Source organism: Streptomyces sp. NPDC101152 (genome assembly GCF_044768275.1).
Lineage (GTDB): Bacteria > Actinomycetota > Actinomycetes > Streptomycetales > Streptomycetaceae > Streptomyces.
On record NZ_JBIWPO010000001.1, the window covers coordinates 127,597 to 148,243 of the forward strand.

21 protein-coding genes and 2 pseudogenes are annotated in these 20,647 nt (G+C 72.1%); 21 read left to right on the plus strand and 2 right to left on the minus strand.

The window, feature by feature from the left end; all coding sequences use genetic code 11:
- Nucleotides 1-114: 114 nt before the first annotated feature.
- The 13 genes from ACIRVK_RS00640 (at nt 115) to ACIRVK_RS00700 (ending at nt 13,201) form a co-directional block, all read left to right on the plus strand.
- The gene (locus ACIRVK_RS00640; RefSeq protein ID WP_404242469.1) at nt 115-1,095 is read left to right on the plus strand and encodes an LLM class flavin-dependent oxidoreductase; all 981 of its coding nucleotides are present in this window, start codon (nt 115-117) and stop codon (nt 1,093-1,095) included.
- A complete protein-coding gene (gene mpaB, locus ACIRVK_RS00645) occupies nt 1,088-2,200 on the plus strand; it encodes a daptide biosynthesis RiPP recognition protein (RefSeq protein WP_404242471.1) in 1,113 nt (370 codons plus the stop codon). Before ACIRVK_RS00640 ends, mpaB begins: the two co-directional genes overlap by 8 nt.
- The gene (gene mpaM, locus ACIRVK_RS00650; protein ID WP_404242473.1) at nt 2,197-3,012 is read left to right on the plus strand and encodes a daptide-type RiPP biosynthesis methyltransferase; all 816 of its coding nucleotides are present in this window, start codon (nt 2,197-2,199) and stop codon (nt 3,010-3,012) included. The genes mpaB and mpaM overlap by 4 nt, the downstream gene beginning before the upstream one ends.
- Nucleotides 3,012-4,292 carry a daptide-type RiPP biosynthesis aminotransferase gene (mpaD, locus tag ACIRVK_RS00655; RefSeq protein WP_404242475.1) on the plus strand — a complete coding sequence of 427 codons (1,281 nt, stop codon included), beginning with the start codon at nt 3,012-3,014 and terminating at the stop codon, nt 4,290-4,292. The genes mpaM and mpaD overlap by 1 nt, the downstream gene beginning before the upstream one ends.
- Complete coding sequence (mpaC, locus tag ACIRVK_RS00660) at nt 4,292-5,506, plus strand: daptide-type RiPP biosynthesis dehydogenase (RefSeq protein ID WP_404242477.1); 1,215 nt, start codon at nt 4,292-4,294, stop codon at nt 5,504-5,506. The genes mpaD and mpaC overlap by 1 nt, the downstream gene beginning before the upstream one ends.
- Before the next feature lie 45 nt (nt 5,507-5,551).
- Entirely contained in the window at nt 5,552-5,746 is a 195-nt protein-coding gene (locus tag ACIRVK_RS00665) for a daptide-type RiPP (RefSeq protein ID WP_404242479.1), read from the plus strand.
- 51 nt (nt 5,747-5,797) lie between these two features.
- The gene (locus ACIRVK_RS00670) at nt 5,798-5,974 is read left to right on the plus strand and encodes a daptide-type RiPP (RefSeq protein ID WP_404242481.1); all 177 of its coding nucleotides are present in this window, start codon (nt 5,798-5,800) and stop codon (nt 5,972-5,974) included.
- A 116-nt stretch (nt 5,975-6,090) separates the two neighbouring features.
- Nucleotides 6,091-6,288 carry a hypothetical protein gene (locus ACIRVK_RS00675; protein WP_404242483.1) on the plus strand — a complete coding sequence of 66 codons (198 nt, stop codon included), beginning with the start codon at nt 6,091-6,093 and terminating at the stop codon, nt 6,286-6,288.
- Nucleotides 6,289-6,290: 2 nt separating this feature from the next.
- On the plus strand, nt 6,291-7,019 hold the full coding sequence (locus ACIRVK_RS00680) for an ABC transporter ATP-binding protein (protein ID WP_404242485.1): 729 nt from the start codon (nt 6,291-6,293) through the stop codon (nt 7,017-7,019).
- Nucleotides 7,012-7,752: an ABC transporter permease gene (locus ACIRVK_RS00685; protein ID WP_404242487.1), complete on the plus strand. Its 741-nt coding sequence runs from the start codon at nt 7,012-7,014 to the stop codon at nt 7,750-7,752. The genes ACIRVK_RS00680 and ACIRVK_RS00685 overlap by 8 nt, the downstream gene beginning before the upstream one ends.
- Nucleotides 7,749-9,410 carry a daptide biosynthesis intramembrane metalloprotease gene (gene mpaP, locus ACIRVK_RS00690; protein WP_404242489.1) on the plus strand — a complete coding sequence of 554 codons (1,662 nt, stop codon included), beginning with the start codon at nt 7,749-7,751 and terminating at the stop codon, nt 9,408-9,410. The genes ACIRVK_RS00685 and mpaP overlap by 4 nt, the downstream gene beginning before the upstream one ends.
- A gap of 60 nt (nt 9,411-9,470) precedes the next feature.
- Nucleotides 9,471-12,071, plus strand: coding sequence for a class III lanthionine synthetase LanKC (gene lanKC, locus ACIRVK_RS00695; protein ID WP_404242491.1), 2,601 nt, complete (start codon nt 9,471-9,473; stop codon nt 12,069-12,071).
- Nucleotides 12,072-12,112: 41 nt separating this feature from the next.
- Nucleotides 12,113-13,201 carry a glycosyltransferase family 2 protein gene (locus ACIRVK_RS00700; RefSeq protein WP_404242493.1) on the plus strand — a complete coding sequence of 363 codons (1,089 nt, stop codon included), beginning with the start codon at nt 12,113-12,115 and terminating at the stop codon, nt 13,199-13,201.
- Here the strand turns inward: ACIRVK_RS00700 and ACIRVK_RS00705 are convergent.
- A complete protein-coding gene (locus tag ACIRVK_RS00705) occupies nt 13,172-14,146 on the minus strand; it encodes a helix-turn-helix domain-containing protein (RefSeq protein ID WP_404242495.1) in 975 nt (324 codons plus the stop codon). The genes ACIRVK_RS00700 and ACIRVK_RS00705 overlap by 30 nt on opposite strands.
- 210 nt (nt 14,147-14,356) lie before the next feature.
- The gene (locus ACIRVK_RS00710; protein WP_404242497.1) at nt 14,357-15,016 is read right to left on the minus strand and encodes a GPP34 family phosphoprotein; all 660 of its coding nucleotides are present in this window, start codon (nt 15,014-15,016) and stop codon (nt 14,357-14,359) included.
- 257 nt (nt 15,017-15,273) lie between these two features.
- On the opposite strand from ACIRVK_RS00710, the pseudogene ACIRVK_RS00715 reads away from it, so the two are divergent.
- The 8 genes and pseudogenes from ACIRVK_RS00715 to ACIRVK_RS00750 form a co-directional block, all read left to right on the plus strand.
- Nucleotides 15,274-15,591 (plus strand): annotated as a pseudogene (locus ACIRVK_RS00715) (DUF3533 domain-containing protein); the annotation flags it as partial.
- 73 nt (nt 15,592-15,664) lie between these two features.
- Nucleotides 15,665-16,234 carry a TetR/AcrR family transcriptional regulator gene (locus tag ACIRVK_RS00720; protein WP_404242498.1) on the plus strand — a complete coding sequence of 190 codons (570 nt, stop codon included), beginning with the start codon at nt 15,665-15,667 and terminating at the stop codon, nt 16,232-16,234.
- 73 nt (nt 16,235-16,307) lie between these two features.
- A pseudogene (locus ACIRVK_RS00725) lies at nt 16,308-16,760 on the plus strand (SDR family NAD(P)-dependent oxidoreductase); the annotation flags it as partial.
- 162 nt (nt 16,761-16,922) lie between these two features.
- Nucleotides 16,923-18,125: a DUF4190 domain-containing protein gene (locus ACIRVK_RS00730; protein ID WP_404242500.1), complete on the plus strand. Its 1,203-nt coding sequence runs from the start codon at nt 16,923-16,925 to the stop codon at nt 18,123-18,125.
- A gap of 147 nt (nt 18,126-18,272) precedes the next feature.
- Nucleotides 18,273-19,025 (plus strand): GntR family transcriptional regulator, encoded by a 753-nt coding sequence (locus ACIRVK_RS00735; RefSeq protein ID WP_404242502.1) that lies wholly within the window; start codon nt 18,273-18,275, stop codon nt 19,023-19,025.
- Nucleotides 19,026-19,327: 302 nt separating this feature from the next.
- The gene (locus ACIRVK_RS00740; protein WP_404242504.1) at nt 19,328-19,513 is read left to right on the plus strand and encodes an SPOR domain-containing protein; all 186 of its coding nucleotides are present in this window, start codon (nt 19,328-19,330) and stop codon (nt 19,511-19,513) included.
- 19 nt (nt 19,514-19,532) lie between these two features.
- Nucleotides 19,533-19,955, plus strand: coding sequence for a (deoxy)nucleoside triphosphate pyrophosphohydrolase (locus ACIRVK_RS00745; protein ID WP_404242506.1), 423 nt, complete (start codon nt 19,533-19,535; stop codon nt 19,953-19,955).
- A gap of 124 nt (nt 19,956-20,079) precedes the next feature.
- Complete coding sequence (locus tag ACIRVK_RS00750; RefSeq protein ID WP_404242508.1) at nt 20,080-20,487, plus strand: ATP-binding protein; 408 nt, start codon at nt 20,080-20,082, stop codon at nt 20,485-20,487.
- The last annotated feature ends 160 nt before the right edge of the window (nt 20,488-20,647 follow it).

Sequence of the window (20,647 nt, forward strand, 5' to 3'; positions counted from 1 at the left end):
CCGCCCTGTGCAGCTTGCTGCAGTCGGATGTGCACGAAGCTGCAGCGTTCGCTCTTGCCCTGCCCCGCACTGGAATGGAAATATCCAGGGAGATCACCAACGGGGGCGAGGAAAGTGGACTACTCGATACTGATACCTTTTCTGCAGCGCCGTCCTGAGCAGGTCCTCCCTTATGCGGCGCTCGTGGAATGGACAAAGGCCCGCAGGCTCTGGCAGGGCCAGAGTCTGCTGATGGAGCCTTTCCAGACCTTTTCCGCCGTCGCCGGCGCCGGCTTTCGCGTGCCGACCGGCCTCGGTGTGACGCTGATGCCGCTGCGGCACCCCTTCGAGGCGGCCCACCAGGTGAAGACCCTCGCCATGGCGACCGGCGAGAGCGTGGTCGCGGGGTTCGGTCCGGGTGCGAAAACGTTCCAGCAGAGCCTGCGCGGTGCCCCCTACCGCAGTCAGCTGACGGCGGTCCGCGAGTATCTGACGATCGTCCGGGGCCTGCTCGGCGGCGAAGTGGTCGACGTCAAGGGCGAGTACTTCTCCTGCCACGCGCAGATGGGCCCCGCCATGGCCCCGCCGGTCCACCTCGGCCTCGGCGTGCTGCGCCCCGGCATGGCCCGGCTCGCGGGGGAGGTGGCCGACGTGGCCGTCACCTGGCTCACGCCGGCCGCGTACCTGGACGGGGTCGTACGGCCCGCGCTCCGGGAGGGCGCGGACGCCGCGGGCCGGCCGGTGCCCAAGGTGACGGCCATGGTCCCGGTCGCCCTGGAACGCCCGGATCGAGATGTCTCGGAATTCGTGCTGGCCAGCAACAGCGGTCATATGCAGGCACCGCATTACATCGACATGCTCGGGCGGGCGGGAATTGATTTCTCGCGACTCGATCCGCGGAGTGCGGGGCGGCTCATGGCGGACGCCGGTGCATTCGTGTTCGGCAGCTTGGACCAGATCGTCGAGCGCTTCAAAGAATACAAAGAAGCCGGCGTCGATGAAATAGTCATCAACCTCACAGGCGTATGCAATCTTTATGGCGCGAAAGCCGCCATGGAGGATCTGAAGAAGATCCTCGCGGCGGTGGGCGCCGATCGGAGGGACTCCGGTGCATGAGGCCCTGATCAGCCGAGCGGGGCTGCATCTGCGGTCCTGGGTGACGGGACGCCCGCCCGCGGGCGGTGCGGCGGGCGACGGCGCGGTGACGGTCGTCCTGGAGGAACCAGGCCATCTGGAGGCGTTGCTCGCCTCGGACGTCGTGGGTCCGCGGACGCTCGTCCTGGTCCCCGGGGAGCAGGAGGGAGAGGAGCACGACGGATCCGGCGCCACGGTCGTCGGCTACGAGGGCTCGCTGAGCGAACCCGGCGGTGACGCCTCGATCGGCGGCACCCTGTTTCTCCAGGTGCAGGACTACGGCACCAGCCCCTACATGTCGTTGCTGGGGACGACGCTGGTCCGCGTCGCCGGCCAGGTCGACTTCGAGGCGTTCCTCGCGGACGCCGATCTGGCCAGGGCCGAGGGGGAGTTCGCCGCGTTCGCGGTGTCTCCCGCCGTACAGATCGCGGACCTTCCGGCACTCGGCGGCGCCGACCCGGGCGACGGCCCGGACACCCGGCTGTACGTGGACCGCCACGGAGGGATCTCCGTGTCGCCGTATGGCCTGCGCCTGGGCACCATCGGTGAGGACGGTGCCGCGGAACTGCGGGCGGAATGGGACCGGCTGTCGGAGGGAAGTCCCACCGGCGCTCCCGTGGCCCTCGGCGCCGTCGTGCCGGAGGACGTGCGCGGTCCGGCCGTACGGGAAAGGCCCTGGCTCGGCCGGTACCTCGGGGCCCTCGACGTCCTGCGGGACCTGCAGGCGCACGGGGTCGGCGAGGTGCGGGTGTCCGGCTTCGGCCGGCGTCTGGTGCCCGCGCTCGACGCGGTGGAGGACCCCGCCGACCCGGCTGACCCGCGGGCGCCGTTCCTCGCCTGGACACCGGATGCCGCGTACGTGCGGGTGCCCGGTCACGACCGGACCTTCCGGCTCGGCAGGCAGGCCGCCGAGGTCGCCGAGATGCTGCTGGTCCACGGGAGCGCCGAGGCACTTCTGGAGCACGCGGCCGGGGGCGACGGGGCCCTGCCGGTGCCGCGCGCCGCGATCGACCAGGTGCTCGGGTTCTTCGACGACCGGGGAGTGCCCCTCCTGCCGGGAGCGCGCGTCGCGGAGGTGACGGCATGACGACGACGGCACGGGAGGCGGTACCCGGCGTCGCCGGGGAGGTCCTGGCGGAGTACGGCGGCCGGGTGAGCCGGCACGACCTGTACGACGAGGTCGGCGTACCCGTCTACCACGACCTGGCGGCGGTCGACACCAGCGAGATCAGGGAAGTGCTGCGGGTGGTACGGGCCTTCCCCGGGCCGGTCCTCGAACTCGCCGCGGGCTCCGGGAGGCTGACGATGCCCCTGCTCGCCCTCGGCCGCGAGGTCACGGCGCTGGAGCTCAAGGAGGCGATGCTGGACCTGCTGCGGGAGCGGCTCGCCGGCGCCCCTGCGGGAGCCCGTGAGCGCTGCATGCCCGTGCAGGGCGACATGTCCGCCTTCGACCTCGGCCGTACGTTCGCGGTCGTGGTGCTCGGCACCACCTCCGTCTCGCTCCTCGACGAGGAGGGCAGGGCCGGCCTCTACGCAGCCGTACGTGCCCATCTCCAGCCCGGTGGACGGTTCCTGCTGTCCACCGTCGACCTCACGGACGCCTCGGCGGACGACACCGACCTGGACTTCGAGGCCGTGGGGGCCAGCGGCAGGCGGTACCGGATGATCGAGCACTGGCCGGCCGGCGCCTCGACGCGCAACGTCACCATCCTGCCGCCCAAGGCGGAGGCCGCACATGCGTCGCAGGTCCTGGCGCTGACCACCTCCATCCGGGTCCTGCCCGCCGACCGGCTGGAGCGCGAACTCGCGGACGCCGGACTGGCCGTCGTCCAGCGGCACACCCTGCCCGCCACCGGGCCCCGGCACCGGGACGTCCTGCTGGAAGTGGAGGCCGTCTGATGGCCGGTGAACTGTGGCCCTCCCTGCTGGAACCCGCCGCGCACGGCCGGGACGACCTGTGCGCCGTCTCCGCCCGAGGCGTCCGGGTCCGCTTCCTCGACGGGCGTGAACTCCTCTGCGGCACCAGCGGGCTGTGGAACGCCAACCTGGGCTACGGGAACGAGGCGATCGCACAGGCCTGCGCCGAGGCGCTGCGCGACGCGTCCTACCTCTCCGTGTTCCGCTACGAGAACAGCCACGCCCGCCGGGCCGCCCAGGCCCTGGTGCGGGCCGCCGGGTCCGGGTACTACGGCCGGGTGGTCTTCTCCACCTCGGGCGGCGCGGCCAACGACCTGGTGATGAAGCTGGCCCGCCACCACCACGCGCTGCGCGGAGGAAACCGCAAGCTGGTGGTGGGGCTGCGGGACAGCTACCACGGACTCACCTTCGGCGGGTTCGCCCTCACCGGCGAGAACCTCGGCCAGCCCCTCTACGGTGTCGACCAGCGCCTGGTCCGCCATGTGACCCCGAACGCGGCCGACGAGATCGCCGCCCTGATGGCACGTCAGGGCGGCCAGATCGCCGCGGTCGTGGTGGAGCCCGTCCTGGGATCCGGCGCGGTCCCCCTCACCCCCGGCTACGTCGAGACGCTGCTGGACCTGCGCGACCGGTACGGCTTCCTGCTGGTCGCCGACGAGGTGGCCACCGGATTCGGCCGTACCGGCAGCCTCTTCGCCTCCCAGGAGTGGCCGGCCCCGCCGGACCTGCTGATCACCTCCAAGGGCTTGACCAACGGCACCAGCGCCGCGGCGGCCGTGCTGGTCTCCGAGGAGGTCGCCGCGCCCTTCGACGCGGCCAACGAACTCTTCGTCCACGGCGAGACGCAGGCGGGCACCCCGGTGACCTGCGCGGCGATCCTCGCCACCCTGGCCGAGATGCAACGCCTCGACGCCGTGGCCGCCGCACGGCGCCTGTCCGCCCGCCTCGACGAGGCCCTGGCGGAGCTGGCGGCATCGCATCCGCACGTCGCCGGCACCACGGGCACCGGTTGCTTCCGGTCGATCCGGCTGCGTACGGCCGACGGGGAACCGCTGCCGCAGCACGAGGTGCCGCAGGTGGTGGACGCGATCCGCCGGGCCGGTGCCATCGTCCACCCGAGTGTGCGGGGGATCCAGTTGCTGCCCGCACTCGTCTACACCGACGCCGAACTCGGTGAACTCCTCGACTGCGTGCGCGCCGGCGTGGACGCCCATGTCGCGGGCGGCGGTCGCGTGGCCGCGGTCACGGCGGGGGCGGCCTGATGGACGTCGTCTGGAACCTCGGCAGGCAGCGGCTCACGCAGGTCGCGTACGGCATCGCCGGCCTCGCCAAGTGGCTTCCCCTGCGCGCCGGGAGCGGCCTGACGATCCTCGCCGACGCGGCCGTCGCCGACGCCGAGGCCGTCACCCGGGTCGAGGAGTGCGCCGCCTTCGCCGGCCGCCGTGTGGAGCGCGTGGTGCTCTCGGGCCCCGGCACCCTGGAGAACGTCACCGCGCTCGCTGAACGGCTGCGCGGGAGCGAACTCGTGGTGGCCGTCGGGGGCGGAACGCTGCTGGACCGGGCGAAGCTCGCCGTCCTGCTGGCCGGCGACCCCGCCGTCCTTGACCGGCTCTCCGTACGGCACCGCAGCGGGCTGGTGCTGCTGTCGGCAGCGTCCAACCCGGGGATCCCCCTGGTCACCGTCCCGACCACGGTGGGCACCGGCAGTGAGCTCAGCGGGGCCGTGTGCCTGGGCACGGCACAGGGCAAGCGGCTGGTGCTGGGCAACGGACTGCAGCCCGAGGTGGCGGTGCTGGACCCGGTGGCGACCCGGACCCTGCCCGTGGACCTGCTCGCCGAGGGCGTCCTCGAGGTGTTCTTCCGGGTGGCCGGGATGTTCGCGGGGGACCACCAGGAACTGCCCACCGAGGACACCTTCGCCCTGGCGCTGCTGGACCGGCTGGTCCGGCTGGGCGGCGAGCTGGAGGAGGCACGGCGGACCGGCGCCGCACCGGGCGACCGGCTCCGCCTGGAGATCGCCAAGCTGAGCGGCACGAGCCACAACCCGTGGCTCAACCTGGGCCGCGACCCGTGCGCCTGCAAGGGCTGGTACCTGGCCAACGAGCTCTCCACCGGCCTGGGACTGCGCAAGATGACCGCGGCCGCCGCGCTGCTGCCGCCGCTGTGGCGGCGGATCACGGCACCGGATCCGCGCTGGGGCTCGGCCCGGCGGCTCGAGCGGCTGTGGCAGGTCGTCAGGGCGGCCCGGCCGGCGCTGCCCGCCGATCCCGCGGACGGCGTCGACGCCCTGATGGACGCCTGGCGCATCGAACGCGGCATCACCGCCACGAGCGGGCGGATCGACGAGATCGCGCGGTCCACGACCCTCGCCTGGGGCGACGGACTGCCGACCCTCGGCGCCCTCACCCTCGCCGACGTCCGTCAGGTCATGACCGAGGCCGCCCGCACACCACAGACTTCCGTCGGCTTCCGCTGACGGATGCCCGTCCACGAACCGGAACAGGGGGAGGAGGTGAAGAGCATGCAGACCGTGAGCAAGAACCAGAGCGCGCCTCTGGAGCTGGCTCTGCAGGAGCTGGAGGCACACGAGCTGGACATGCAGGAGCTGGAGCAGCTCGACGCGCCGTTCGGCTGGAGTGACCTCGTCAGCTTCGTCAGCGGCCTGAGTGCAGGGGGGGTCGTCTCGTACGTCTCCCTCGTCACGCTGGCCACCTGAGGCCACCCGGCCGACAGGCACACCCACGGAAAGGGAACGGAGGTGAAAAACATGCAGGAGAACACGAACCCGGCCCTCGAACTGGCCATGCAGGAACTGGACATGGAGGAGCTGGAGGGCATGGAGGCTCCCGACTGGTGGAACAGCTTCCTCGCGAGCTTCGCGGTGTCCGCCGGTGTCAGCGCCACCTACAGCTCGCTCGTCATCACCTCGGTCGTCGCCACCTGATCCGGTGCGGCGAGCGATGAAGTGAGCCCTGTTCCGGATGCTGGCCAAGAGCATCCGGAACAGGGCCGCGTATCAGCGAATATACGCGGCTGCGCGCCGCAGAGAAGAGATGCGTTATGCCCCAGGCTGCCTCTCGTGGCGTCTTCTGGTCCATCGCGGCCTTCTGGATCGTCACCGTGATCGCCACCCCCGGAGTCGTCTCCGCTCTCACCCACGGCCAGGCCCGTACGACGGCGCTCCTCGTCTCCATCGGCATCGAGCTGTTCATCATCGCGTGTGTCGGTGTGTACCTGCGGGTGAGTGGGAGGCCCTGAGAATGACCGATGTCGTCGCCATCGAGGGTCTGACCAAGCGCTACGGCGATGTGACGGCGGTCCAGGACGTCTCCTTCCGCGTGGGACCCGGCCGGATCGTCGGGCTCCTGGGACGTAACGGCGCGGGCAAGACGACCACCCTGCGGATGCTGCTCGGTCTCGTCCGCCCGACCGCGGGACGGGCCACCGTGTTCGGCCGTCCCTACGGCGAACTACCCGACGCGGCGCACCGGATCGGCGTCAGCATGGACGGCATCGGCCCGTCGAACGCCGCCACCGGCAGAGCGGACCTGCGCATCTGGGCGAGAACCCTGGGCCTCGGCTCCTCCCGGGTCGAGGAGGTCCTCGAGCGGGTCGGTCTCGACGGCGACGCCCACCGCAAGCTGCGCGGCTACTCGACCGGTATGCGCCAGCGGCACGCCTTGGCCACCGCGCTGCTGGCCGACCCCGAACTGCTCGTCCTGGACGAGCCGGCCAACGGACTCGACCCCGACGGCATCCGCTGGCTGCGGCAGTTCCTGCGGTCCCTCGCGGACGAGGGCCGCACCGTGCTGCTCTCCAGCCACCTGCTGGCCGAGGTCGAGCAGACGGCCGACGACATCGTGATCCTCCAGCGGACGCTGCGCTACAGCGGCACGGCGGCCGATCTCACCGGCGACGGCGACGTCAGCCTGGAAGACCGCTTCTTCGAGCTCGTCGGCCCCCAGTCGAAGGAGCACGCCCATGGGTGACCTCATAGGCGCCGAATGGCGCAAGATCTGGACCGGCCGGTCCTGGTGGGCCCTCGGGACGGCGGCGCTGCTGCTGTCCGCGCTCGCCGACGCCGGCTACCTGAAGCAGGCGCTGGACAAGCCGTCGCAGGTCCGTCCCTCGGCGGCCGTCCTCACCTCCACCCTGGTGCAGGGCTGGTTCACGGTCGAGCTGGCCGCCGCTCTGGTCGGCATGCTCGCGGTGACCCGGGAGTTCGGCAGCGGTGCCATCTGTAGATCGGTCCTGCTCAGCGGCGGCCGGGGCCGTCTGCTGCTGGCGAAGCTGCTGGCCGTCACGGGCACCGGCGCGCTGTTCGCCGTGGTCACCGGGGCGGTGGCCGCCGTCAGCCCGTGGGTGTTCCTCACCGGGCACTACCGGCCGCAGTGGACGGCGACGACGACCTGGACGCTGCTCGGCGTGATGCTGGTGGTGGTGACGGGCGCGCTGTGGGGCAGCCTGCTCGGGCTGCTGATCCGCCAGCAGGTCGCCGCCGTCGTCACGCTCCTGCTCAGCACCTGGCTGGTGAGCGGGGGACTGCTCCGACTGGCCCCGAAGGTGGGCCGGTTCACCATCGACGAGGCCATGGCGTCCGTGTACCGGGGCGGCAACGCCGGTCTGCTGTCGATCCCGTGGGCCCTCGTGGTCCTGGCGCTCTGGATCGCTGCGGCGACGGTCGGCGCCCGCGTCCTGTTCCTGCGCAAGGACCTGCCGTGAAGCTGACCCTGAACCGCCCGGAGCCCGCCGCCGCCCCGCCGCCGCTTCCCGAGCTCCCGAGCCTCGCGTCGGACGTGCAGGTGCACGAGCCCGCCGCGGACGGGGCGCCGTGGATCGTCCAGTTCGGGGCGCAGCGCTACCTCCGGGTGGGCGCGGGTATGGCCCGGCTGCTGAGGCTGGCCGACGGCACCCACACGGCGGGCGACATCGCGGGCGAGCTGGGTGGCCCCTGGACTCCGGAGCTGGTGCACGAGGGCCTGCTGCGCGCCCAGCGGATGCAGCTGCTCGAGGGCGGCGAACGGCAGCCGGCCAAGAACCGCAGATTCGCCTACGTACCGCCGCTGACCTTCCAGTTCACGCTGGTGAGACCGGACAGGCTGCTGAGCCGGCTGCGGCCCTTCCTCGCCCGGCTGGCCCATCGGGGCTGGGCCGTGGCCCTGACCGCCGTGACCGTCGCGGGGCTCCTGTGCCTGGGCGTCCAGGCCCCCGCGGCCGCGGGGGCGCTCGGCCGGCCCGTGTCGGTGTCGGTCCTGGCGGTCCTGGTCTGCCTCACCTACGCGGGCACGATGCTGCACGAGATGGCGCACGGTATGGTGCTGAGCCACTACGGCGGACGGCCCAACCGCATGGGCGTCATGCTCTTCTACCTGACACCGGCCTTCTTCTGCGACGTCACGGACGGCTGGCGACTGCCCCGGAGTGACCAGCGCGTGCGGATCGCCCTGGCGGGCATCACCGTCCAGGGGGTCATCGGCGGCCTCGCGGGCGTCGCGTCCGCCGTCGTCGCCGCGACCGGGGGCAGCCCGGGGGTCCGCGACACCCTGCTGCTCCTGGCGGTGACCAACTACGTCTCCGGAGCCTTCAACGCCATACCGTTCGTCAAACTGGACGGCTACCTGGCGCTCATGAGCCATCTGGACATCCCCCACCTGCGGGACCGGGCCATGACGGACGCCCGCCGGCTGATGGCGCGACTGCTGTTCGGCGGACGCTACGAGCGCGCACTGCCCGGTGTCTCCTGGGCACCCCTGTTCGGACTGGCCTGCATGATCTTCCCGGTGTACGTCGTGAGCATGGCGTTCACGGTCTGGCGGTCCGTGCTCGAGGCCCTGGGCCTGGTCGGCGCGGCGATCGTCTCCTGCGTCCTGGGCTACGTGCTGCTGCGCGTCTACTCGGGTGCGCTCCGGCTGGTCGCCGAGGCCCGGGCCGCGGGTGCCCGCTCCTGGCGGATCGCGCTCGTGTCGGTGGCGGCGCTGGCCGCGGTGTCCGGAACCGCCCTCGGGGTGTCCCTGCCGTACACCGTCTCCGGAGGCTTCGTCAGGGAGCACGGGCAGGTGCTGTTCGTGGCGACCGGGGCGGCCGACCGAGCGGCGATCGGGGCGGGCGCCCCGGTGCGCCTGGAGCGTGGGGGCGTGCTCCTCCACGACCCGCTGGGCGAGGCGACGGTGGCGAGCACCGAGCCCGTGCAGATCACGGCACCGTTGTCCGCGTTCGTCCCCGTGAAGGGCCTCGCGTCGCTGCGCGTACCGGCCTCCGGGATTCCCCTGGCGACGCGTCACCTGCCGGCCGACCCCACGGGTCTCGCCTCGGTGAGCGCGGGCCGGCGCAGCCTGGGCACCTGGCTCTACCTCAGGTACGTGGCGCCGTTCTGGCGCTGATCCCGTACCGCACCCCCTTCTTCTCCTTCCCGCACCTGTTCCCAAGGCGGTTGACCTGTCATGGACATACTTCGGCATCTGATGTACTGCCCGCCCGGCACCCCGTTCTTCGACCGGGACGGCGCGGACGCCGGCGGACAGGACGACTTCGCCGTGGTCCCGGTCGACGCGCTGGACGGCTGGGGGCACAACACCGGCCCCGACTGGGTGATGCTGACGCCACCGCGGCCCCGGCTGCCCGCCCAGGGCTGGAAGATCCATGTGTCGGCCACCCCGGACAACGCCGAGAGCGTGCTGGCACGGTCCTTCGACTACCTGGTCCCGCGCGAGATCGCGTTCAAGTTCATCCGCAGCAGTAAGGTCCTGCTGCGCCGCAACGGAAAGTACGGCGACCGGAGCGCCAGCGGGAAGTTCATCACGATCTACCCCGAGGACGAGGCCCAACTCGCCCTCGTGCTCGATGAGCTGGGTTCGCTGCTCGACGGCGAGCCGGGCCCGTACATCCTCAGCGACCTGCGCTGGCGTTCAGGACCCCTGTACGTCCGTTACGGCGGGTTCCTCGCGCGGACCATGAAGTCGCCGACGGGTGAGACCGTCCACTGCATCGAGGACCCCGACGGCCGTCTCGTGCCCGACCGGCGCGGCCCGTCGTTCCGGCCGCCGGAGTGGGTCACCGTCCCCGACTGCCTGGCCGAGGCGGTGCGAGCGCGCAACGCGGGCACGCTGCAGGACTTCCCCTACCGTGCCGACAAGGCACTGCACTTCTCCAACGGCGGCGGTGTCTACCGGGGCACCGATCTGCGCACCGGCGATCCGGTCCTGCTGCGGGAGGCCAGACCCCTCTCCGGTCTCGACACCCACGGCGAAGACGCCGTCGCCCGCCTCCACCGGGAGCACCGGTGTCTGGAGAAGCTGGCCGGGCTCCCCTGCATCCCGCGACTGATCGAGGCTCGCGTGGGACACGAACACCACTTCCTGGTGCGGGAGTTCGTGCAGGGCGAGACCCTGGCCGCGGCGGTGGCCCGCCGCGTCCCGCAGTCGCCTCTGGACGATCCGCGACAGGCGGCGCAGTACACGGAGTGGGCCGTCGACGTGCTCGACCAGGTCGAGCGGGGGATGCGGGCGATGCACGAACGGGGTGTCGTCTTCGGCGATCTGCACCCGGGCAACATCCTCGTCCGAGACGACGGCACCATCGTCTTCGTCGACCTGGAGACCGCCTCGACCGACCCGCTGGCCCGGCAGATCCACGCCGCCCCGGGGTTCGCCGCGCCGCCCACGCACCGGGGCACGGACGTGGACCGGTACGCCCTCGGCTGTCTGCGCCTCGCCCTGTTCGCCCCGCTCACCACACTGGTGTCCTGGGGCCCGCACAAGGTGGACCAGCTCATCGCCCACGTCGTCGCGCGCTACCCCGTACCGGGTGACTACGGCGACAAGGTGCGGGCGGATCTGGTGCCGCGGCAAACGTCGCCTGCCGCGGCACCAGCCCCCGTGAACCCGGACGACGTCCAGGACCGAACGCCGGCCGTCAGCGGCGCCCCGGGACCGCACACGGACACCGGTGGCCCGGCGTGGCGCCGTCCTCTCGCCGTGGCCGAGGGCATCGCGGCCACCGCCACCCCCGAACGCGAGGACCGCCTCTTCCCCGGTGATGCCAGCCAGTTCCTCCTGCCCGAGGGGGGAGTCAGCCTCGCCTACGGAGCCGCCGGGGTGCTGTGGGCGCTCGCCGAGGCGGAGACGGAGGTCCCCGACGGGTGGATCGACTGGCTGGAGACAGCGACGCTCCGCCAGGGCGAGCCGTCGCCCGGCCTCTACACCGGGCTGGCCGGCGTCGCCTGCGCGCTGAACCGCCTGGGCCGCACCGACACCGCCGCCGCCCTCTTCCAGCGGTTGCACAAGGCCGAGCCCGCCAACGACAGCCTCTTCGACGGCCTGGCGGGGATCGGGCTCGCCCATCTCCATCTGGCAAGCACCACCGACGACCGACTCGCCCTGAAGTACGCGACGGCGGCGGCCGAGCAGCTCACCGAGCACGCCACGACCCGCGTGCCGCGCCGCGGGGAGGCAGGGCTGATGCGCGGCCGGGCAGGTGGCGCCCTGCTCCTGCTGCGGCTGTACGCGCAGACCGCGGAGAACAACCTGCTCGACGCGGCGCGGGAGTTGCTCGACAGCGATCTGCGGGCCCTCGGCTGGACCGACGCCGGACAGCACCCGGCGGACCCGGACGCCCCGGACGCCCCCGAGGTCGCCGAGGGCTGGGCGGAGGGAGCCCCCGGTGCCCGCCCCCTGCTCGCGTCCGGCGGCGGGGGTACGGCGATGGTGCTGGAGGAGTATCTGAGGCACCGGCCCGATCCGCGCTTCGCCCTCGCACGCGACAGCGTGCGGCGCGCCGCACGCGGCTACACGCCCCGCACCGCCGGTCTCTTCCACGGCTGGGCAGGCGTCACGCTGACCCTGCGCCACCTCGGTGACGACCCCTTGGCCGCGCCGGGCCTGTCGGACGCCCTCGACCTGTTCCAGGTCGGCTACGACAACAGGCCCGCCTTCCTCGGCCACGAGAACCTGCGGCTGTCCACCGATCTGGCGACGGGCGCCGCCGGCGTACTGCCTGCACTGCGTACACAGGCCGGCGGACCGCCCGCCCTGCCGTTCCTGTGACCCGCCGCCCGCGCCCCGCCGAGGAGGAGACCAGAGCGCCCATGAGCCCCACCGGCACCGTGCGGACGTCCGTCATCTGCCCGACCTACAACAGGGGCCGGTCGATCACGGCGACCATCGACTCCGTCCGCGCCCAGACGGTGGACGACTGGGAACTGCTGGTCGTCTCGGACGGCTGCGACGACGACACGGAGGAGTGGGTGCGTCGCGCCGCCCGGGAGGATGCCCGGGTCCGGCTCCACCGCATCGCCAGGACCGGCCACCCCAGCGGGCCGCGCAACGCCGGACTTGCCGCCGCCCGGGGAGAGTTCATCGCCTACCTGGACCATGACGACGTCTGGCGGCCCCGCCATCTGAGCGTCGCGCTCGGCATGCTGGAGGCCGGGGCGGACCTCGTGGCGACGGGCTGCACATACCTCGACGCGACGGGGGCGGTAGTGGCCCCCCTGGACGCCCTCGCCGGGTGCTGGCACCCTCAACTGCAGCTGATGGGGCCGATGTTCGAACCGTCGCGGGTCGCCCATCGTCGCGGTCTGCCCGAGCGGGTCGGCGGCTGGCGGACCGGCGCCGGACTGGAGGACTGGGACCTGTGGCTGCGGCTGGCCGACGCCGGTCACGCGTTCCGCACGGTCCTGGAGCCGACCGCGGCCCTGCTGACGGACGGCGGCACGCGCAGGCACCGGATGCCGCGCCCGCACCGGCTGCCCCTGGTCGTCCTGGACGACGTGAAAGCCGCGCACACCCTGCTGCTCGAACTGCGCGAGGGACGCCACGACGCGCCCTTCCGCGCCGCCTGTCTGGCCGACATGAAGGACTGGTTCCGGCAGATGCGTGCCACGGGCGAACTGGTGCGCCCCCAGGACTGGGACGGCGACCTGGACGCCGAGATCGAGCGTGTGGTCGGCGGAGTGGGAAGGCTCTTCGAGGAACTGGTCCTGGTGCCGGAGCGCGGACGTTTCGCCCTGGCCAAGAACCTGCTGTGCGCGCGGGCCGAACACGCCCGCCGTGCCGCCGAGTTGCTGCCGGCCGTTCAGCCCCGGCAACTGCGCCTGCTGGCGGACCTGGCCGGCCGTGCCCGAGGGGCGCGGCCGGCCGGCCGCTCAGATCCAGCCCCGGTCCCTCGCGTGTAGCGCTGCCTGGACACGGGTGGCCGCGTCCAGGCGTTTCAGGAGCCGGGCGATGTGCCCGCGGTAGGTCCGCACGGAGATGCCCAGCTCCCGCGCGCCGACCTCGTCCTTGTCGGCGTGCGTCATCGCCTCGAGCACGCGGAGCTGGAAGGCGTCGCACGGTGACTCCGTGCCGGCCGGCAGCAGCACCGAGGCCGCGTCGGCCGCGCTCGACCAGCAGTGGTCGAACAGCGACTGGAGCGTGCGCACGAGCCCGTCCTCGCGGATCAGCAGCGCACTCTCCGAGGTGGAGTTGTGGGCCGACTGTACGAGGGCGGCGCTGCTGTCGGTGATCAGCACCCGCTCGAAACTGCCGCTGAGGAAGCGGATGCGCGCCCCGTTCTCGATCAGCTCCGTGAGGTAGGCCGCGGTCGTGGTGTCCTCCAGCGCCTGCCTGGGCACCAGGGCGCGCAGCGCGATGCCGCGGCGCAGACAGCGCAGGTCGGACTCCCGGGTGCCGGCCAGGCCCTCCGCCGCAGCGAAGTCGTTCGGCTGCATGGTCAGGACCTCGTGCCGGGCGAAGAAGATGAGCTCGTCGGCCCGGCTGTGCAGCGGCTCGCAGTCCGCCAGTGGCTCGACGTGGTCGTTCCCGCCTTCCTTCCGCCACCACTGCAGTGCCTGGTGGAGGAAGAGATGGCTGGAAGAGAGGACTTCCCGCTGTTCGTCCTGAAGCCGCTTGAGCCGTTCTTCCGCGAGACGCGCGATGCTGATCCCCGGGTCGACGGCCTGTGGTTCACCGTGTTCGCCGAAACTGATCATGCCGTGCAGACTCAGGCGCTCCAGAGAGGCGCGCACGGATGCCTCGTCCATTCCCAGGCAGGCGCTCAGGTCGGAAGTCCCCGAACCCGGCTGCTCCAGCAGCGTTCTGTACACGTCCTCATCAAGGGACAGGATGCCCAGTGTCTTCAATGATCCCCCATGAACGCGTCGGATACGGTCAACTATCTGACGTAGTAACGATCCTACTTTGACCGAAACTGTTCATGGCCACATCAATGTCAAAGTTTGCCACGCCCCGGCAAAACGCCGCATTGGCCTGCACCAATGCCGCCCGCTGTGCCGCACCGGGCGATCGCCGCCCGGACGCGCGGAGGCGTCCAGGCGGCGACGCGCCGAGCGTCAGGTGAACATCCCGGGCACGGACGCGGCCGTGAGGACGACGAGGGCGCGCAGGGCGGACTGGACGGCGTCCCCCAACTGGTCGGCCGGCCCCTGGCCCTCGGCGATGGCGCCCATCCGGGCCTCGACCGCCTTCGCGTCGTCGGCGTCCGGCAGGACCAGGGCGTGCAGACCCGCGTGGTGCAGCAGGGCGATCAGCGCCGCGGTCTCCGCGTCGGGCTCCTGGCCCTCCAGTACCACGGTGGCGAGTTCGCGTCGCAGGTCCGCGGGTACGGCCGGGTCCGTCACCGGATAGCGGTGGGACCCGAACACCCCCAGCACACGCTTGCCCTCCTCGCGCACCAACCCCTTGCGCTGCAGGCCTTCGTACGCTGCGGACAGGGCCCGCTCCCTGATCGCGAGCAGCCAGACCTGCGGCGAGGCGTCGGGGCGCTCGCGCAGCTGCTCCGCCAGCGCGGCCGCAACAGGCTCCGTGGGCGGTGCCGTCTCGGCCGCGACCAGCTTGCCGTCGCGTACCACCACATGTCCCGAGCGCGTCAGTTCGAGCAACGGCGCCGCCGCGACCGCGAACCCGACGCGCAGCGGTTCCCGCAGTGCGCCGCTGTCCTCTTCGAGCCCGAGCAGAACGACCTGCTCACCCAACGTCAGCCCCGTACGCATGCGTCCTCCTTCTGCGACTACTCCGCTTATTAGTACGGGTCGTAGGGGGTCGCGGTTCCATCGGGTACGGCCTCAGCGTGGCGTTCCGTACCGGTCGGGGGAGGTGTTCAACGGCCGGGCCGTCCGGCGGCTGCTCCTGCGGCGGCTCGGGCTTGCGTCCGTAAACCGATCGGTTTACAGTGGTGAACCGATCGGTTTCTCGTCGTGAGGGCGAGTCACGTCGTCTCCCGAAGACGGCGAGGCGGGCGAGCGCACCCATGCTGGTGGTCACGCTGGTCTTCATCGGGATGTCGGTGCCCACGGCGGGTGCCACCACGCCCCTCCAGGCGTTGCCCGGCTTCTATCGCTTCCTCGCCGAGTTCGAGCCGCTGCGGCAGATCACCGGCGGCATCCGCTCGATCCTCTACTACGACGCCCAGGGCGACGCCGGGCTGACGCGCGGCTGGGTGATGCTGGCCGCCGGCCTCGCGGCGGCCGCCCTGTTCGGCTTCGGCGTGACCGGCTGGTACGACCGCAAGGGTCTGCACCGCATCCCCGTGGAGACGCCGCCCGAGAAGGACGCCGTCCCGGCGTAGGAGCGGGTTCGCCGGCCCGCTCCCTGGAAACCGGTCGGTCTCCACTCGGTCGGAATCGAGTTAACCTCGCAGTATGACCACAGAGGCGAAGCAGGGCACCCGGGAGCGGCTGCTGGACGCGGCGGCGACGCTGACCTACCGGGACGGGGTCGGTATCGGCGTCGAGGCCCTGTGCAAGGCGGCCGGGGTGTCCAAGCGCTCCATGTACCAGCTCTTCGAGAGCAAGGACGACCTGCTGGCGGCCAGCCTCGAACAGCGCACGTCCGCCTACGTGGCGACGCTCCTTCCCGCGCCGGACGACGGCCGTACGCCTCGCGAGCGCATCCTGGACGTCTTCGAGCAGGTGGAACGGCAGGCGGGCGAGCCCGACTTCCGGGGCTGCCCGTACCTGGCCGTCCAGATCGAACTCAAGGACCGGAGCCACCCCGCGAGCCGGGTCGCCCACCAGGTCAAGGCGAACCTGACCGGGTTCTTCCGCAGGGAGGCCGAGCAGGGCGGGGCGAGCGACCCCGAACTGCTGGCCCGGCAGCTCAGCCTGGTCTTCGACGGCGCCAGCGCCCGCGCGGGCATAGGAGCCGACACACTGACGGGGCTGGTCGCGCCCACGGTGACCACCCTCCTCGACGCGGCGGGCGTGCGCTGACGCGCGCTCAGCTCGTCGCCGCGGCAGGGGTTCGATCCAGCGGGTGGCCGCCGGGGAGCAGGCGTCGTGGTGCAGGGACGGGGTGAAGGTGCAGATGAGCAGCATGGGCGGCCAGACCTCCTTCCCGGGCTTCTCGGCCTACAGCGGCACGAAGTTCGCCCTGGAGGGCATGTCCGAGGCCCTCGCGGGCGAGGTCGCCGAGTACGGCGTCAAGGTGCTGATCGTGGAGCCGGGTGCGTTCCGGACATCGCTGTACGACGGGAGACGCGCCGGCGACGCCGACGGCGGGGCGTACGCCTCCGTGGGCGGCACGCACGCGCTGGTCGGCGCCGGTTTCGACGAACGGGCCGGCGACCCCGCCAAGGCGGCGGCCCTCATCCGCGCCGCCCTCGACGCGGAGCACACCCCGCTCCACCTGCCCCTCGGCGACGACGGCGTGAGTGCCGCGCTGGCCCATCTGGACCAGGTCCGCGAGGACATCACGGCCTGGGAGAAGCGGACCCGCCACACGGGGTACGACGACTGATAGTCGGGGGCCGCGGGCAGCAGGGGGACGGGGAGGTCGGCGGCGCCTGGCTCACGCTTACCATGCGCCCAGGCCGTACGCCGGTCCCATGTCCGGTACGCACATCCCCGCACGCCCGGCGCAGCCCCACTGCGCCGCCGCCGAACCAGGAGCACGGTGCCCGTGTCCATACCCCCGCCCCCGGTGCCGCCGCAGGAACCCCGAGGACCCTTGCCGCAGGGCCCGTTCCCGCAGGGGCCGTACGGCGCCCCGGGGCCGTACCCGCCGCCGTACGGCTACCAGCCCTGGGGGCAGGGATACGGCCCGTACCACCGGCCCGCACCGGTCAACGGGCCCGCCGTCGCCTCGCTCGTGCTCGGCATCCTGTGCTGTGTCCCGGCCGCCGGGCTGCTGTTGGGGCTGATCGCGCTGCGGCAGATCCGGCGGAAGGGGGAGCGGGGCAAGGGGATGGCCGTCGCGGGGGCGGTGCTCTCCTCGCTCGGACTCGCCCTGTGGACACTCGCGCTGGCCACCGGCGGCGTCGCCGACTTCTGGAACGGCTTCAAGGACGGCGCGCACGACAACGGCAGCGCCTACACCCTCGCCAAGGGCGAGTGCTTCGACGTGCCCGGCGGCACCATCGAGGGCCTGACCTACCACGTCCACAAGGTGCCGTGCGCGGACAGGCACGACGGCGAGGTCTTCGCCGACTTCCGGATGACCGGGTACACCGCCTACCCCGGCGACGCCGAGGTCACCGACACCGCCGACACGCGGTGCTACGCGCTGCGCCACGCCTACGCCATGGACGCCTGGGCCGTACCCGCCGACGTGGACGTGTACTACCTGACCCCGACCCGGCAGAGCTGGCGGCTCGGGGACCGCGAGGTCACCTGCGTGTTCGGCAACACGGACGCCAAGGCCGGCCTGACCGGCTCCCTGCGCAACGACGCCCGGACGCTGAACGCCCATCAGATCGCCTATCTCCAGGCCGTCGACCTGGGGAACGAGGCCCTCGACGGCCAGCCCCTCGCCGGTCCCCAGACCGATCTCGGGGCCAACACGGCCTGGGCGCGGCGGGTGTCGGAGGCCTTCGCCCGGGAGACGGGGATGCTGCGCGCCCACCCGTGGCCGGCGGACGCGAAGCAGCCGGTCCTCGCCGTGGCGGCGGAACTGGACACCCTCGGCAAGGACTGGGCCCGGGCGGCCGCGGCCACCGACTCCGACGGTTTCTACACCGTCTACGACAAGATCATGGTCCGGGAGACCCCGCAGAGGTCCGTCACCGCCCGCAAGGCTCTGCGCCTCGCCACGATCCCGCCCGCGGGGGACGGCGCGGGCGGCGGGGCGGCCCGTGGCGGGGGCGGTTCCGGTGTCGAGGTGTGACGGCGGCCATAGCGGGGAGAAAGTGCCTGCGTAAAGGCTTCACCCGGCGCATGTCACCACATCGAGTGATTCTCTGGCCTTTGCTTGCATGGCGGAACCCACGGTTGCCACGCTGTTGCTGTCTGTACAACCTGATGGGAGCGGCCAGTGACTTTCGGTGAGCAGCCGGCGTACCTGCGCGTCGCGGGTGATCTTCGCCAGAAGATCGTCAACGGCTCGCTGCCACCGCACACCCGCCTCCCCTCCCAGGCCAGAATCCGCGAGGAGTACGGCGTCTCGGACACGGTCGCGCTGGAGGCGCGCAAGGTGCTGATGGCCGAGGGCCTGGTCGAGGGCCGCTCCGGTTCGGGCACGTACGTGCGCGAGCGGCCCGTGCCGCGCAGCATCGCGCGCTCCGGCTTCCGCCCGGCCGGTGGTGCCACGCCGTTCCGCCAGGAGCAGGCGGACGGGGAGGCCCGCGGTACCTGGGAGTCCAGGAGCGAACAGGCCGAGGCGGGCGGGGCCGTCGCCGAGCGCCTGTGCATCAAGCCCGGCGACCGCGTGATGTGCACGCGGTACGTCTTCCGGGAGGCCGGCGAGGCGATGATGCTCTCCACCTCGTGGGAGCCCCTCGCGGTGACCGGCCGCACGCCCGTCATGCTGCCCGAGGAAGGCCCGCTCGGCGGCATGGGCGTCGTCGAGCGCATGGCGGCCATCGACGTGGTGGTGGACAACGTCACCGAGGAGGTCGGCGCTCGCCCCGGTCTCGCCGAGGAGCTGCTCGCCCTGGGCGGTGTCCCTGGTCATGTGGTCCTCGTCATCCAGCGCACCTTCTACGCCTCGGGCCGCCCGGTCGAGACCGCCGACGTGGTCATCCCGGCCGACCGCTACCGGGCCGCGTACCACCTCCCGGTGAAATAGCGCACACCTTTACGGAGTTCACCCCCGCTCACCGTCCCCGCAGTCCCCTTCGCCCGCCCACGGAATCCGCCCGTCCGGCACTGGAATCCGGACGTTCTCGCAGGTTGCCGCGGGTCCCTCCGGCGTGCCGCCGATCGGATGCGTCCCGGTCACCAGGGGGCGCGCCCGTGTTCGCGCGCCCCCTCGATCTGGCCGGTTGCGTACCTCTTTGTGAAAAGGCGTATTCGCTGCGTGAAGGCAAGGCGTAGGCTCGGGCATATGCGGAGTGCGGTTTCCTTAGTGGGCGGGGGCGGTGGGGCGCGATGAACGACGGCACGATCACTCTTCCCTGGCTCGTCATACGGCAGGACGACAACGGCAACCGCTACCGCGTGGGCCGGTACGCGACCCGGGCCGAGGCCCAGAAGATCGCCGACAGTCTCGACGACCGCGGCCACAAACAGCTCTACTGGGTCGAGCGCATCGGCCAGAACGGCGCGGTCAACTGACTCCCGTAGGCTCCCGTCCATGACGGAACGGATCGTGGTGGTCGGTGCCGCCCTGCTCGACTCCGGCCGCCTCCTCGCGGCCCGCCGCAGCGCCCCCGCCGACCTGGCGGGCCGCTGGGAACTCCCCGGCGGCAAGGTGGAGGCGGGGGAGGCCCCCGAGGCGGCCCTGGTGCGCGAGCTGCGCGAGGAACTGGGCGTGGACGCCGAGGCGGTGGAGCGCGTGCCGGGGGAGTGGCCGCTGAAGGCCCCGTACGTCCTGCGTGTGTGGACCGCCCGTCTCCTGCCCGGTTCCCCGGCCCCCGCACCCCTGGAGGACCACGACGGCCTGCGCTGGCTGACGGTGGACGAACTCTGGGACGTGCCGTGGCTGGACCACGACGTCCCGGCTGTCCGGAAGGTGATGGCTCACCTGGGGCAGCGGGGTGAAGTCCCGCTCTCCTGACCCGCCCGTACGCCGTTCGCGCCACCGTGCGCCCCAGCGGACGGTACTGCCCCCTGGATATCGGGTATGTGCCCCTTAACCCCATGAAACCGGACATGGGCGGGGTGAGTTCCGGGCCCGGGAAGTGATCGGCGTGATCGACACCGAAGGCGACTGCGCCGAGTGGACCTTCCCCGCGGAACCGGGCGCCGTCAGAAACGCCCGCGCGGCGGTCCGCGGCCAGCTCCACAGCTGGCGCCTGGACGTCCTCGGAGATCTGACGGCCCTGCTGGTCAGCGAGCTGGTCACCAACTCCCTGCGGCACGCCACCGGCCCCATCGGCGTCCGTCTCGTCCGCTCGCCGGCCCTGCCCGCCGTCCTGCTGGTGGAGGTCTCCGACCCCCTCCCCGACCCGCCCCGCGAACGGATCGCCCGCCCCGAGGACGAGAGCGGCCGTGGCCTGCAACTGGTCGCCCTGTCCTCCCGCCGCTGGGGCACCAGACCCGGCGCGGCGGGCAAGACGGTGTGGTTCGAACTCGCGGTGCCGCACTAGGGGGTGTTTTGAGAGTCCAGTGCGGTGCCCGCGGTGTTCGGTGCGTGGCCTCGGCGTGCCGGACGCTGTACGCGACCCGTCCCCCTGTCGACCCACTGGATCCGGCCACGGAAGTCGTTCGACGGGTGTGATTCGAGGACGTGCCCGCTGGTTAGAAGAC

What these genes read in the sequence shown, in the direction of transcription:
- ACIRVK_RS00710 (WP_404242497.1), bottom strand. Translation starts at nt 15,016, where the DNA reads ATGCGTACGGGGCTGACGTTGGGTGAGCAGGTCGTTCTGCTCGGGCTC.
- ACIRVK_RS00670 (WP_404242481.1), top strand. Translation starts at nt 5,798, where the DNA reads ATGCAGGAGAACACGAACCCGGCCCTCGAACTGGCCATGCAGGAACTG.
- mpaC (WP_404242477.1), top strand. Translation starts at nt 4,292, where the DNA reads ATGGACGTCGTCTGGAACCTCGGCAGGCAGCGGCTCACGCAGGTCGCG.
- mpaM (WP_404242473.1), top strand. Translation starts at nt 2,197, where the DNA reads ATGACGACGACGGCACGGGAGGCGGTACCCGGCGTCGCCGGGGAGGTC.
- ACIRVK_RS00720 (WP_404242498.1), top strand. Translation starts at nt 15,665, where the DNA reads ATGACCACAGAGGCGAAGCAGGGCACCCGGGAGCGGCTGCTGGACGCG.
- ACIRVK_RS00685 (WP_404242487.1), top strand. Translation starts at nt 7,012, where the DNA reads ATGGGTGACCTCATAGGCGCCGAATGGCGCAAGATCTGGACCGGCCGG.
- mpaD (WP_404242475.1), top strand. Translation starts at nt 3,012, where the DNA reads ATGGCCGGTGAACTGTGGCCCTCCCTGCTGGAACCCGCCGCGCACGGC.
- lanKC (WP_404242491.1), top strand. Translation starts at nt 9,471, where the DNA reads ATGGACATACTTCGGCATCTGATGTACTGCCCGCCCGGCACCCCGTTC.
- ACIRVK_RS00665 (WP_404242479.1), top strand. Translation starts at nt 5,552, where the DNA reads ATGCAGACCGTGAGCAAGAACCAGAGCGCGCCTCTGGAGCTGGCTCTG.
- ACIRVK_RS00680 (WP_404242485.1), top strand. Translation starts at nt 6,291, where the DNA reads ATGACCGATGTCGTCGCCATCGAGGGTCTGACCAAGCGCTACGGCGAT.
- ACIRVK_RS00745 (WP_404242506.1), top strand. Translation starts at nt 19,533, where the DNA reads ATGACGGAACGGATCGTGGTGGTCGGTGCCGCCCTGCTCGACTCCGGC.
- ACIRVK_RS00700 (WP_404242493.1), top strand. Translation starts at nt 12,113, where the DNA reads ATGAGCCCCACCGGCACCGTGCGGACGTCCGTCATCTGCCCGACCTAC.
- ACIRVK_RS00740 (WP_404242504.1), top strand. Translation starts at nt 19,328, where the DNA reads ATGAACGACGGCACGATCACTCTTCCCTGGCTCGTCATACGGCAGGAC.
- ACIRVK_RS00675 (WP_404242483.1), top strand. Translation starts at nt 6,091, where the DNA reads ATGCCCCAGGCTGCCTCTCGTGGCGTCTTCTGGTCCATCGCGGCCTTC.